Annotated in this window: 11 protein-coding genes and 1 riboswitch; of the genes, 6 read left to right on the plus strand and 5 right to left on the minus strand. The window is 42.4% G+C overall.

Going from position 1 to position 13894, the window contains the following annotated elements:
* Window positions 1–82: 82 nt before the first annotated feature.
* Window positions 83–976 carry a bifunctional GNAT family N-acetyltransferase/hotdog fold thioesterase gene (locus tag P3J6_RS05280; protein ID WP_138606709.1) on the plus strand — a complete coding sequence of 298 codons (894 nt, stop codon included), beginning with the start codon at window positions 83–85 and terminating at the stop codon, window positions 974–976.
* A gap of 53 nt (window positions 977–1029) precedes the next feature.
* Here P3J6_RS05280 and P3J6_RS05285 read toward each other — a convergent pair whose 3' ends face one another.
* The 5 genes from P3J6_RS05285 to dapA form a co-directional block, all read right to left on the minus strand.
* Window positions 1030–2061: a phospholipase A gene (locus tag P3J6_RS05285; RefSeq protein ID WP_055012465.1), complete on the minus strand. Its 1032-nt coding sequence runs from the start codon at window positions 2059–2061 to the stop codon at window positions 1030–1032.
* Between the two features lie 184 nt (window positions 2062–2245).
* A complete protein-coding gene (locus tag P3J6_RS05290; RefSeq protein ID WP_198522396.1) occupies window positions 2246–3367 on the minus strand; it encodes a succinylglutamate desuccinylase/aspartoacylase family protein in 1122 nt (373 codons plus the stop codon).
* 5 nt (window positions 3368–3372) lie between these two features.
* The gene (locus tag P3J6_RS05295) at window positions 3373–4578 is read right to left on the minus strand and encodes a PLP-dependent decarboxylase (RefSeq protein ID WP_198522397.1); all 1206 of its coding nucleotides are present in this window, start codon (window positions 4576–4578) and stop codon (window positions 3373–3375) included.
* Window positions 4578–5318 carry a 2,3,4,5-tetrahydropyridine-2,6-dicarboxylate N-succinyltransferase gene (locus tag P3J6_RS05300; RefSeq protein WP_198522398.1) on the minus strand — a complete coding sequence of 247 codons (741 nt, stop codon included), beginning with the start codon at window positions 5316–5318 and terminating at the stop codon, window positions 4578–4580. Before P3J6_RS05300 ends, P3J6_RS05295 begins: the two co-directional genes overlap by 1 nt.
* A gap of 15 nt (window positions 5319–5333) precedes the next feature.
* A complete protein-coding gene (dapA, locus tag P3J6_RS05305) occupies window positions 5334–6218 on the minus strand; it encodes a 4-hydroxy-tetrahydrodipicolinate synthase (RefSeq protein WP_178954618.1) in 885 nt (294 codons plus the stop codon).
* Window positions 6219–6345: 127 nt separating this feature from the next.
* Window positions 6346–6525, minus strand: a riboswitch (Lysine riboswitch).
* Window positions 6526–6712: 187 nt separating this feature from the next.
* On the opposite strand from dapA, the gene P3J6_RS05310 reads away from it, so the two are divergent.
* From P3J6_RS05310 to P3J6_RS05330, 5 genes are all read left to right on the plus strand, one after another.
* A complete protein-coding gene (locus P3J6_RS05310) occupies window positions 6713–7411 on the plus strand; it encodes a DNA-3-methyladenine glycosylase I (protein ID WP_198522399.1) in 699 nt (232 codons plus the stop codon).
* Window positions 7412–7419: 8 nt separating this feature from the next.
* Window positions 7420–8829, plus strand: a complete 1410-nt coding sequence (locus tag P3J6_RS05315) for a protein adenylyltransferase SelO (protein ID WP_198522400.1) — start codon at window positions 7420–7422, stop codon at window positions 8827–8829.
* A gap of 321 nt (window positions 8830–9150) precedes the next feature.
* On the plus strand, window positions 9151–10212 hold the full coding sequence (locus P3J6_RS05320) for an OmpA family protein (protein WP_138606695.1): 1062 nt from the start codon (window positions 9151–9153) through the stop codon (window positions 10210–10212).
* A gap of 252 nt (window positions 10213–10464) precedes the next feature.
* On the plus strand, window positions 10465–13062 hold the full coding sequence (gene acnB / locus P3J6_RS05325; RefSeq protein ID WP_198522401.1) for a bifunctional aconitate hydratase 2/2-methylisocitrate dehydratase: 2598 nt from the start codon (window positions 10465–10467) through the stop codon (window positions 13060–13062).
* Between the two features lie 199 nt (window positions 13063–13261).
* On the plus strand, window positions 13262–13894 hold the full coding sequence (locus P3J6_RS05330) for a 2OG-Fe dioxygenase family protein (protein ID WP_138606691.1): 633 nt from the start codon (window positions 13262–13264) through the stop codon (window positions 13892–13894).

Consider the following 13894-nt stretch of genomic DNA (forward strand, 5'->3'; position numbering starts at 1 on the left):
GCAGTTTTACCCAGATCGAGTATGGTGTTTTTCACAAAATGCACAGCGTAATATTTTTACATTTTTAATTTATGGAGTCTGTATGTTTCAAGTGAGCACCCCTCAAAGTAGTGAAGACTGGCAAGCCTATTATCAATTACGCTGGCAAGTTTTACGTGCACCATGGGGCGAACCTCGTGGTTCTGAGCAAGACGATTTAGAGCAAGAAGCTGAACACCGCTTTATTAAAAATAAAGCAGGTGAAGTACTGGGTGTGGCGCGTTTGCACTTTAATAATCAGCAACAAGCTCAAGTACGTTATATGGCGGTTGCAGAGGGTAACCGTAATCAACATATTGGCAGTCGCTTATTACATGAGCTAGAAAAAATAGCGTGGAATCAAGATGCTGATGAATTAGTGCTGTTTGCACGCGAACGTGCCCTGGAATTTTATCAGCGCCATGGCTACGAAAACAAAGAAAAGGCGCATTTAGCCTATGGTGATGTTCAGCATTATAAAATGGTTAAGCTTAAGCCGAGTGAACCAGGTTGGTTTCGCCACCCTAATTGGACTCAAGTACTGCAAAATACATGGCGCGAATCAATCCCTATTAGTGATGCAATGGGGATAAAAGTAGAAAGCTACACTGATTGGCAATTTACTACTCGTGCAGATTTAAATGCTAACTTAAACTTACACAACACCATGTTTGCAGGCTCTATTTATAGCCTAGCTACACTAACGGGTTGGGGAGCAACGTACTTAGCATTAAAAGAAGCCGGACTTGAGGGTAATATAGTGTTAGCCGATGCTAATATTAAATATTTAAAACCACTGAATACCGACCCTAAAGGCTGTGTTGATATTCAAACCTGCAAAGGTAACTTAATAGAGTTACAAGAGGCGGGTAAGGCGAGCTATTTAGTGCCAGTAACCATTTTTGATGGTGATCAAATAGTTGCTCAGTTTGAAGGGCAGTTTGTGGTTAAAAAGTAATAAGAATAAACGAAAAAGCCAAGCGAGTTGCTTGGCTTTTTTATTAGCGGTTATTACAGTAAGTCAGTCAGTAATATACCGACACCAAAGCGTTCAATATCGGCGTTATAGTCTATTAAACTCTCACCATAGCCATTAAAGTACTGCGCATAGCCGCGTACTCTTCCCCATAGAGGGAATGACCAATCAAGCTGAATTGCCCCGCGGTTATCTGAATTTAAATTATTACGAGTCATAAAACTAAATTCATGATCGTGAAAGCGATACGCGCCACCAAATTCAAAGTAACCCATGTATTTATAGATATCAGGGTTATCGTCACCTCGTGCATCTAACGGCGCAGGCTTTTCATTTTCAGGAATGCGGTACCAAGGCTTAAAGCTAAATACAAAGCCGTCATTTTCCCAAATGAAATCGGCATAAATACGGTTCCAAGAACGCGAGTTTGGCTGACTACGGCCATTAGATTGATGCGAAATACCAATGGCTATTGCCATTTCATCGCCCCATAAAACGTTTTCAGGGTCTAAGTAATTAATCCAGAAAATTTCTGGCTCGTAATTAGTTTCTCGAAAGGGAGAAGAAATATCGTCGTTGTATACTTGCCAGTATGACTGCAGTGTAAAGCCAAAAAATATAGCTTGGTCTGAGTCGGCAAACTCATCATACAAAGGTACTTTAATTGATAACTGATATTTAGCTTCTAGGTTATCGAGAGGGTCGCCATCTTTTTTATCGGTTAATTCTGCAAATCCATCAAACGGACGAGTGTTTGGGTTCGACATATATGAAACCGGTAAAATATAATTACGTTTATGCGGCGTAATTACATTACGATTCTTTTTGCCAACCGCTTCACGGGCTTGGCGTTTATCGATAGCTGTTAGCTGCTTGCTTTCTTCAACTGCAGAGCATTTTTCGCGCAATTGATCGAGGGTTTGCTTACCGTCTCCACCTATCACTTCATTTAATATACATTGTTTAACCAGCTCAAGTTCATTGTTTTGCTCGTTTTTTGCTGTTTCTTCAGCAATAACAGCAGTACTTAGTAATGTTGAGAGTAGTATCCAGTGGCGCCAACTCATTATAATTCCTTTGTAAGTGAGGGAAGTAACAGATTTGTTGTGATTATAACGCATTTTTAACACGTATACGGTGAATTTGTCCTGAACTTTAATAAAGCAAAAAGAAAAGCGACCTAAGTCGCTTTTACTGGATAACTAGCTAATAGCTCGCTAGTTAGACTCTCACGCAATGAGAAGGGGTGAGCTAAAGCTCAAAAACGTTTGTAAAAAACTTATAAAGTTCAGTTCCTTGGTTCACACTAGCTGAGGCAAAATGCAATATCGCAATTGCATCAAGATCAAAGATTAATGTTTGCAGTGGTTGTTCGCTTAGGTAGCGTTCCATTCGCAGTATTTTAGCTATAGGTTCGCCCGCTTTAATGTGCCCACCAAGAGGGGCTAAGTATTCAACCATGCCACCCATAGGTGCATAGTAAGCAATATAATCATTTAGTTGGCAGCCATACCTTGTCATCACCTTTGGCTTGTAGGAGGCATCAACAAATACTTTCTTATGATTTAAATAACTTAAAATACTATTGGCATCGTCTAGTGCCGCGCTTAAATCTATTTTTTCTTGGCTTCCTAGCTCTACCGTAAAGGCTTCAACTTGTACGTTAAAATTTCGGCCTTGCTGAGCAAGTTGCTCGCTAAGTTGCCACCATGGACAAAAGCTCGCTTCATCCATTGCCCCATCAAAGTCATTAGGGATCACTAGCACATGGGGAATATTAAAGTAACGGGCACTTTCTGTGGCATATTCAGGACAATATAAGTGCTGACTAGAAATAGGGCCAGTGTGTAAATCTAAAACAATATCAGCTTGATGTGCTAGTCTTTGTAAGTTTAGCGCTATGCGTTTACCCGTTGTTAAACGATAGTCTGGGCCATTAAGTTGCTGCTCAACATCATTAATTAACGCGGCTTTAAACGCTGTTTTTAGAGCTGTATCGTCAGCGTCGCAGTATTGCTTTGCAAACTGTGATGCAAGCTGATTATTACAGTGATACATACGATTCCAATTAGTCCCCGTAATAGGATCGAATCGGCCAAGCGTAAATTCGCCCGATTTTTGATTACAGCCAATGGGGTTAGCGTAGGGGACTAAGGTAATGTCACCTTTTAAATTAAGGTTTTTTAGCTGTTCAAGTAGCTGATAAATAACCGCGTTACCTTGTACTTCGGCACCATGCATATTAGCTTGTATATACACACTTGGGCCTGTGCCATCGCCCTTTAAACGATAGACAGGAATAGTCAGTGGTAGGCCATTTGCCACTTCACCAACTACAATATTTTCCTGGCTTATAGCTGTGGTGTTATTCATTTTTATTACCTCAAGTAGTGGCTTGCATCTTCTGCTTGGCGAATACAGTTGATTTCGCCATGGTGTATAACATATTCACCGGCCAGTTCATGGCACAAAAAGTACGGCATACTTTCGGTAAAACCATAAGCACCGCATTGACTAAACACCAGCCAGTCATGTTCATTTAAATCGCTCGGTAATTGATGCTCCCCTAAGCAGTCTAGCGCTGTACATAAAGGTCCGTATAGGCTCATTGCTTGGTTTGCTGCGTTTGAATCTCGTAATAAACGCGCAGGAAAGTCTTGATTAGTAACCGCAGGGCGCAATAAGTGATTAATACCGCCGCTCATAATTACCTGCTGTTGGCCGTAGTTTAATTTGCGCTCAACCACAGGTGTGGCGTAGTGGCCGCATTCGCCAACCGCGTAACGGCCAAGCTCCATCCAAAGCTCCTTAACACCTGCATCGCGTTTAATCTTTGCAAGGGCTGCTATTAATGCATCCCAGCTTAAAGTCGGGTCATTAAGGGTGTAAGGAATACCTAAACCGCCACCTAAATCTAAAATATTCAGGTTTATATTTAAATGCTCAGCAAGTTGCCTCAACGGCGTAATCATTTGCGACCACAGATCTGCAAGTTTGTCGCTGCTGAGCATGTTACCCCACTGAAAAATATGTAGGCCATCAAAGCTCAATGCTGTGTAGGCTTTAGTATTGAGCGATTGCCATTCATCGCACCCTAAGCCAAATGGAGTAAGGCTATCACCACCAAGTGGGTTTTTATCACCCTCGGGCCAGCGTAATTGAACACGCAGTAATACTTGCAACTGGCACTGCTGGGCATCGGCTTGTTCGTTTAACCAACGCACCTGATTAAGACTTTCTGCCACAAATATGCGTACACCGCGCTCAATAAAGTGTTTAATTTGGCTTGGGCTTTTAGCAGGGCCCGTGTTGAGCACGCGCTCGCTGCTAATGCCTTGAGCAAGTACTTGCTCAAGTTCGCCTTTACTGGCGACATCAAAGTTAAAACCTGCGTTATCTAAACTTTGTATCACTTTAGATAGGGGATTGGCTTTAACCGCATACCAAAGCTTTACTTCGGTTTGCGCCACTAAATGCGCAAGGTGCGCATCTAGTGAGTCGAGGTCATAGACAAAAAATGGAGTATCGAGTTTACTCGAAAGCTCATCAATAGCGCTTTTAACGGGCGTGCTCAAAAAGGTCATTAACGTAAAACCTCTTCAAGCAATAATGACGCGTCACTTTGCTCGCCCCGGTATTTAACAATTAAGGCACACGACATACTCAAGCCTTGATCACGGGCCCAGTCATTTGACGCAGGGCGAGAGCCTGGGATCACAATCGCGTATTCAGGGATTGCTTCGCCTTTATCAAGCTGACGCTCATTAACGCAGTCATAAACAGGGATGGTTGCAGATAAGCGAACACCTGGGGCAAGTACCGCGCCTTTTTTAACTACCACGCCTTCAACAATCACACAGCCTGCACCGATAAATGCATCGTCTTCTATGACCACAGGGCTTGCGCCAATGGGCTCAAGTACCCCGCCTAATTGTACCGCGGCGCTCAAATGAACATTTTTACCCACTTGCGCACATGAGCCAACCAATGCATGGCTATCTACCATAGTGCCCTCGTCAATGAAGGCGCCAATATTTACGTACGCAGGTGGCATAATAATAGTGCCTTTGGCAACATGTGCACCACGGCGCACACTTGAACCACCTGGCACCATGCGAACGCCTGCTGTGGCTTCAAAGCATTGCGGGGCTAGATTATGTTTATCTACAAAGCCACCAGGAAACTCCATGTTAGTGCCGTTTTTAAATGCCTCTAAAATGCCTTGCTTTACTTCTACGTTAGCGTGCCATTGGCCGTTTTCGTCTTGTGTTGCTGCGCGAACTGCGCCCGTTTCTAAATTATTTAATAGTTCTAACCAGCTCATTATAAAAACCTGTATTTAATGCCAAGATAAAATGGTGTTGTTTGCCGATGAAATGTCATCTGTGTGTGTCAGCTCAAGGTGTGTTAAAGGTGGACGTAAATGCGGACTGCTAATACGCCCTTGTAAATGCATTAACACTTTGACTGGAATAGGGTTTGCTACTGAAAATAAGCTATTGATAGCGCTAGACCACTGGACAAAAAGATTAGGGTGTTGGCCGCTTAAACTGCGCTTTACAAACTCATGGGTTTGCACTGGCCATGCATTGGCTGCAACCGACACTAAACCTTTTGCACCTGCTTGGGCAAAATAAGGCATGAGGGCATCGTCACCACTAAAAATGGCTAGTTCAGGCGCTGCTTGTCGATAGGCTTCAAATTGAGAAATACAGCCACTGGCTTCTTTGAGTGCCCATAAATTTTTATGTTGTTTGAGGTTTTCAATGGTTGCAATGGGAATGCTAACCGCACTACGTCCTGGTACGTTATAAAGCATACAAGGATGAGAACTGGCATTGAGCAGGCTTTCAAACCAATGCGTTTGCCCCACTGCACCGGGTTTGGCGTACAAAGGCGAGCCAAGTAAAAAACCATGAATAGGCAGTTGGTTGCAGTAGTTAACCCATTCAAGCTGCTGCTTTAAGTTACTACCACCGACTGCGACCATAAGCGGGACGCTCGGCTCTAATTGGCAGACATGCTCTACTATGGCTTGCTGCTCTTTTAGGGTCAGGGCTAACCCTTCGCCAGTGCTACCAAGTAATAAAATGCCGTTGTTAGCGGCTTCTTGTTCGGCCACCAAGGTGTCTAAGGTTGCGTAATCAACTAGGCCATTTTGATCAAATGGGGTGATCAGCGCAGTCCATAAATGGAAATTGTTAATATTGAAGTTGTTGATCATCTCTCACGAACTTATAGGGCATTCGTCGAGTTGTTGGCGGGTATTTAGGATGCCTGACTCTTTGAATGTATTTATAATTCGAAGAGCGAATGGGCTTAATTAATAGGGCGCACGGCCTTATTATACTAAGACCAGAAGCTCTCCACCAAATATGTTATTGGTGACAGTCGCTAGGATTCAACCTAGTCGCCCGAAGTAACCTTTCACAAAAAAGTGTTACCTCTCGGCGTTAATTCCCCTCACGTATGCTCAATGGAGTTTGCGCTCCTAACATACGCTACCTGAATAACGCACCTCTTCCAGCCCTTTGCACTTGCTATTGAAAAATCAATTAGCAAATACAATGTAATAGGGTAAGTGTGGCGATTAAACCACTTTAGCCGTCTAGGTGTCAAGTGACTAAATACAGATAGATTCATCCCAATTGACAGTTATTACGTATTGGCTGCTTTTCTCGTACACTAGTACTATTGTCGAAGTAAGGTATTAAGCAGATGGAAAAATTTAGCGATATTTATAAGCGTGCAGTGGAGCGAAAGGGCTCTGAAAAAATGCTTAAGTTGTTACTCTCAAAACCTTTATCAACAAAGCAACTCGTCACATTAAGTGATGATGATTGGCTAGAAGAATTTACTCGGAAAGTTTTTCAAAGTGGTTTTTATTGGTCGGTGATCAACAGTAAGTGGGCCGGATTTAGAGAGGTTTTCTGGGACTTTAGTGTTGAAAAGCTATTGATGATGCCACCAGACATGTTAGAACAAAAAGCCAGTGACGAACGGATTGTGCGCAATTATAAAAAAGTAAAAACCATTACTGATAATGCGTATATGATCCACGAAGTTGCAGAGCAACACGGCGGCTTTAGTGAGTTTATTGCTAACTGGCCAAGTGAAGATATTATTGGCTTGTGGGCGTATTTAAAAAAGCATGGTGCAAGGCTGGGTGGTAATACCGGCCCTTATGCACTGCGCGCCTTAGGAAAAGATACTTTTTTACTTTCAAGAGATGTAGAAAGCTATTTGCGTGCACATAAAATTATAGATGGTGGATTACAAACTAAAAAGTCACTAAGTGCGGCGCAGGCATTCTTTAATGAACTGCAGCAGCAAAGCGGCTTAAGCATGCAAGAGCTAAGCTTAATTGTCGCTTATGGTGTCGGCGACAATCGCGTAGGTATCAGCCAAAAACAATAGGATTAAACATGAAATTAGTGCCAAGGTATACCGACATTGGTGAGGGATTTGCTATTAGCGATCATCCAGCCAAGGTGACAGCGCCACAGTTATTGTTATGGAATGAGCCCTTAGCTGAGCAATTTAATATACAAGTGGATGCAGATTCTCGAGCAAATATATTCAGTGGAAATGAACCTCAAGCAGTTTCTGCAGTTGCATTAGGGTATTCGGGTCATCAGTTTGGTCATTTTTCTCCACGCTTAGGTGACGGACGAGCGCATTTACTTGGCGCGATTAGTGATGATAAAAACCAGCTTTGGGATTTGCAATTAAAAGGCGCTGGCGCTACGCCATTCTCGCGTGGTGGAGATGGGCGCTGTGCATTAGGTCCCGCCATTCGCGAGTACGTAATGAGCGAAGCAATGCATGCGCTTGGCATTCCAACAACGCGTTGTTTAGCCGTGGTTGGTAGTGGTGAAACTGTTTATCGTAACCCGCCTCAACCTGGCGCTATTGTAACGCGACTCGCGAGTAGTCATATTCGAGTTGGCTCATTTCAATATTTAGCTACCCAAGGCGATTTGACCAGTCTAAAAAACTTAGCCGATTTAGCCATTCAAAGACATTACCCTGAAATTAATAGCACTGGCGCCCAGCGATACTTGGATTTTCTAGCCGCAGTGATAACCAATCAAGTTAACTTAGTCGTAAGTTGGATGAGGGTGGGGTTTATTCATGGGGTAATGAATACCGACAACACCTTAATTAGTGGTGAAACTATAGATTACGGTCCATGTGCCATGATGAACCAGTTTGATTTTGATACCGTGTTTAGCTCTATTGATAAGCAAGGGCGTTACGCATTTGGTAATCAGCCAAACATGGCGAGTTGGAACTGTGCTCGCTTAGCAGAGAGTCTAATGGCACTAATAAGTGACGACGATGAGCAAGCCGTAGCAATGCTGACACCTATTATTGCAGACTTTTCGACTCAGTTTAATCAGCAATTTAGTGCTATGTGGGTACAAAAGTTAGGGCTAACAATAGCTGATGATAAAGATAATGAGCTGGTGGGAGAGTTACTAGGGCTATTAAAAGAACACCAGCTTGATTATACCAATACTTTTAATGCGTTAACTGAGTCGTTAAATGGGCAAGCTGAAATACCATCAGTACTCGCCTCTTGGGCAGAGAAATGGCAAACGCGAACTAATGAGCACAGCTATCAAGTGATGCGACAAGCCAATCCGGCTGTGATTCCCCGTAATCATATTATTGAAGAGATTATTTCTCAGTACACTACGCATGGGGATAGTGAGCTACTCAGTCGTTTTAGCAAAGTGATGTCGAGCCCTTACACAAGCCATGCGCAGGCCACTGAGTTTCAAACGCCGCCCGAAGATGATAAGAATTATCGTACTTTTTGTGGTACTTAAGTGCTGCTTTTTGCATTTGAAAATGAATATAAAAGGTCATTTTTTACCACGGCGATGTTCATTCATAGAGCAAACTATGAGCGGGTGATACCATGATACCCATAAAGGTCAGTAATCGTATGGGGTTTAAAGCGATTGTTTGCTTTTTGAACTAGTCTTTGTTCAGTAACATTTTTTATGGGCTAGTTTTATTATCCTAGATATTGGAAAAATATATTTGCGTTAAGTATTGATTAACAAAGGCTCAGTTACTGTATAGGTAAGTTAGAAGGGCTAGCAATGCTTAGCTACATTTTTAGTTGTTAAAATGGGAAGAAAACAATGAAATTGAAATCACTTACAATTGCCATTGCGTTAGCTGCAACTAGCGCATCAACTTTTGCTGCCGAACAAGAAGGTTTTTACATCGGTGCGTTCGGTGACTACTACGATGCTTCGTGGAAAAACATGCGTGATCAAGCTGGCCTTGACGTTAATGAGTCAACAGGTTGGGGTGCTGAATTAGGTTACCGCTTTAATGATTACTGGAGCGCGCGTTTAGAATACGCAGACCTAGACTTTAATGCACACGACAAAGTACTTAACAACCGCAACGATATTGACGGCGAACGTTACGGTATCGATGCGCTTTACCACTTTGGCGGCGGTCCTTTTTACGGTTTATTCGGTCTGAAAGATATTGATGTTGTTGATGACAACACGTTTGTAAATGCAGGTGTAGGTTACCGACACTTTGTTACAGACAACTTCTTTGTAAATGCTGAAACCAGTGTTTACCAAGGTTTAGATAAAGGCTACACAGATGTTGGCGCAAAGTTAGGTATTAACTACTTCTTTGGCCAGAAATCAGCACCAGTAGCACCAGTTGAGCCTGCTCCTGAGCCTGTAGTTGAAGCTGCAGTAGTTGCTCCTCTAGATAGTGACAACGACGGCGTGATTGATGCTAATGACAAATGCGCCAACACACCAGTAACAGATGCAGTTGATAGTGACGGGTGCACTTTATACGAAGAGTCTAAAGTAACTACTAAGCTATTAGTCACTTTCCCACATGACTCAGCCATTGTTAAACAAAGATATTTTGATGATATAGCTGCGGTATCAAAATTCATGAAAGAGTATACAGATACAACTGTATTACTTGAGGGTCATGCTTCAGCAGTGGGTGATGCTGGCTACAATAAAAAGCTTTCTCAAAAGCGTGCAGACGATGTTGCCGATGAGTTAGTAAAAGATGGTATTTCAAGAGAGCGTATCAGTACGATAGGTTATGGTGAGGAGCGTCTTGTAAATAAAGCGAATACGGCAGAAGCGCATGCAGAAAACCGCCGCGTTGAAGCGCATATATCAACCGTTGAACGCGTAAAAGTTAAACGTAAATAGTACTACTACTTTACAAACAACCCAGCTTAGGCTGGGTTTTTTTATGGCTGTTAATAAGTATTCATGAAAGTTGACTTTATGAAATTCACTATTCATATTATTAATAATCGGTATAACTAGCTGCCTAAGTGGATGGATTTTAATCTATGCATAAAAGCTTTATAATTGAGCGTTAGAATACTATAAGTATTGGGTTATGGTTTGTTTTATAAACACTTCCGAATACTTTCACGTCACCAAGAGGGCAATACTGTGCTACAAGAATATCGTAAACACGTAGAAGAACGTGCCGCGTTAGGTATCGTACCAGCGCCATTAGATGCTCAGCAAACGGCTGATCTTATCGAGCTAATTAAAACCCCACCTGCAGGTGAAGAAGAGTTTGTACTAGAACTACTAATCAATCGTGTACCGCCGGGTGTCGATGATGCAGCCTATATTAAAGCTGGTTTTTTAGCGGCAGTTGCAAAAGGTGAAGCCGTTTCTCCACTTCTCTCTAAAGAAAAAGCAGCTGAATTGCTTGGTACTATGCTTGGTGGCTACAATATCGCGCCAATGGTTGACCTACTTGATGACGAAGCGTTAGCGCCAATCGTAGTTAAGGGCCTTTCAAACACATTATTAATGTTTGATGCGTTTTACGATGTAGAAGAAAAAGCAAAAGCAGGTAATACATACGCCAAACAAATCATTGAGTCTTGGGCTGCCGCAGAATGGTTTACTAATAAGCCAGCTGTTGCTGAAAAGATCTCGGTTACTGTATTTAAAGTCACGGGTGAGACAAACACGGATGACTTATCACCAGCTCCAGATGCATGGTCACGTCCTGATATTCCACTTCACGCACTAGCGATGCTTAAAACAGAACGTGATGGTATTAATCCTGACAAAAACGGTGAAGTAGGTCCTGTCACTCAACTTGAAGAATTAAAAACTAAAGGCTTACCACTTGCTTACGTAGGTGATGTTGTTGGTACGGGATCTTCACGTAAATCTGCTACTAACTCTGTGCTTTGGTTTATGGGTGCTGATATCCCATTTGTCCCAAATAAGCGCGTAGGTGGTGTCTGTTTAGGTAACAAGATTGCGCCTATCTTTTTCAATACAATGGAAGACTCGGGTGCATTACCAATCGAATTAAATGTTGATGAATTCAACATGGGTGACCAAATCGACATTTACCCTTATGAAGGGGTTGTTAAACGTCACGGTACTGATGACGTGATCTCTACGTTCACACTTAAATCAGACGTCATTCTTGATGAGGTTCGTGCTGGTGGTCGTATTCCACTGATCATTGGTCGCGGTCTTACAGACAAAGCACGTACATCACTGGGTTTAGGTGCAACTGACGTATTTAAAGTACCAGCAGTTACTGAAGTGTCAGATAAAGGCTTTACGCTTGCGCAAAAAATGGTGGGTAAAGCATGTAATGTTGCCGGTATTCGCCCAGGCCAATACTGTGAACCAAAAATGACCACGGTTGGCTCGCAAGATACCACGGGTCCTATGACACGTGATGAGCTTAAAGACTTAGCCTGTTTAGGCTTCTCTGCAGATTTAACCATGCAGTCTTTCTGTCATACATCGGCTTACCCTAAACCAATTGACGTAAATACGCATCATACACTTCCTGATTTCATCATGAACCGTGGCGGTGTATCGCTTCGTCCTGGTGATGGTGTAATTCACTCATGGTTGAACCGTATGTTATTACCAGACACCGTAGGTACCGGTGGTGATTCACACACTCGTTTCCCATTAGGTATTTCATTCCCAGCGGGTTCAGGTGCAGTCGCATTTGCAGCAGCAACAGGCGTTATGCCACTTGATATGCCTGAATCGATTTTGGTTCGTTTTAAAGGTGAAATGCAGCCTGGTATCACGTTGCGTGACCTCGTTCATGCCATCCCTTACTACGGTATTAAAGAAGGGCTATTAACGGTTGAGAAGAAAGGTAAAATCAACGAGTTCTCTGGTCGTATACTAGAAATTGAAGGAGTTGAGCACTTAACTGTTGAGCAAGCATTTGAACTATCAGATGCATCAGCAGAGCGCTCAGCAGCAGGTTGTACTGTTAAGCTTTCTAAAGAGTCGATCAGCGAATACCTTGAGTCTAACATTGTTATGCTTAAGTGGATGATTTCTGAAGGCTACGGTGATGTACGTACGATTGAGCGCCGCATTACAGCAATGCAAGAATGGCTAGCTAACCCAGAACTAATGGAAGCGGATAAAGATGCTGAGTACAAGCATGTGCTTGAAATCGACTTAGCTGACATTAAAGAGCCGGTACTTTGTGCGCCAAATGATCCAGATGATGCGCGTTTACTATCTGATGTAACAGGCGAGAAAATCGATGAAGTATTTATCGGTTCTTGTATGACTAACATTGGTCACTTCCGCGCCGCGGGTAAATTACTCGATGGTTTTACAGGTCGTATTCCAACACAGCTTTGGGTTGCACCACCAACGAAGATGGACAAAGACCAGCTTACGGACGAAGGTTACTACGGTATCTTTGGTCGTGTTGGAGCACGTATTGAAACGCCTGGGTGTTCACTGTGTATGGGTAACCAAGCACGTGTTGCAGATAAAGCAACGGTTGTGTCTACCTCAACACGTAATTTCCCTAACCGTTTAGGTACAGGCGCAAATGTGTTTTTAGCTTCAGCAGAGCTGGCAGCAGTAGCGGCAATTTTAGGTAAATTACCTACTCCGGCTGAGTACCAAGAATATGCAGCGAAAATCAATGCAACGGCAGCAGATACCTACCGTTACTTGAACTTCCACCGTATGCCTCAGTACACTAAAAAAGCAGACAACGTAATTATTCAGCAAGCTGTATAATTAATAGAGTTTGAATGAAAAGCCCGCTTCGGCGGGTTTTTTATCGTTTAAATTTAATTTGGATTATTCATGCTTTAATAATCTTATATTGAATTAAATTTAATTATTTTTTGCTTTTGAGTTGGATAATAAAGCAAAAAATCCTCGCTATATGCATTAAAATCCCTGCCAATATTATCATTATTATAAGCAGGATTTTATGACCGCATTAAACAACCAGAATTTACTGCAACTTCGTTTTATTAACCAAGCCAACATTGATTTGGTTAAGCCTTCTTTTGATAACTTACCTGCAAACCCATATGCAGATGGTGCGTTTCGCAAACGCCGTTATTCAGTAGTTAAACTACAAAATGGTGAGCTCAACCTTCAAGCGACTAAAGCGTTTGTGCAAGACGATTCAATTAATACCTTTCAAGGTAATGTTGAACGTACTTACGAAAATTTAGAGCAAAGCTTGCTTGAGTCTGAGGGTATGAAAAATATTGTTAGCGAATTTTGTGCGATTACCGGTATTGATGCAGATCGTGATATTGAAATTCACCAATTTAGAATGCTTGCCATTGATAGCGACACGCCAGCAGCCCCTGAAGGTGTGCATCAAGACGGGTTTGACCATGTATGCGTATGTGGTGTTTCTCATGAAAATTTAGAAGGCGGTGAGCTATTGGTTTATGAAAACCAACAAGCAGAACCGTGTTTTAAAATGGAAATAAAAGACGGCATGTTTGCACTAATTAATGATCGTCAGGTATGGCATAACGCCACGCCAATGAACAAAATTGATGCCAATAAACCAGGTTACCTGGATTGTTTTGTACTAACTGCTTAA

The organism is Pseudoalteromonas sp. 3J6, from assembly GCF_903995135.1.
GTDB lineage: Bacteria > Pseudomonadota > Gammaproteobacteria > Enterobacterales > Alteromonadaceae > Pseudoalteromonas.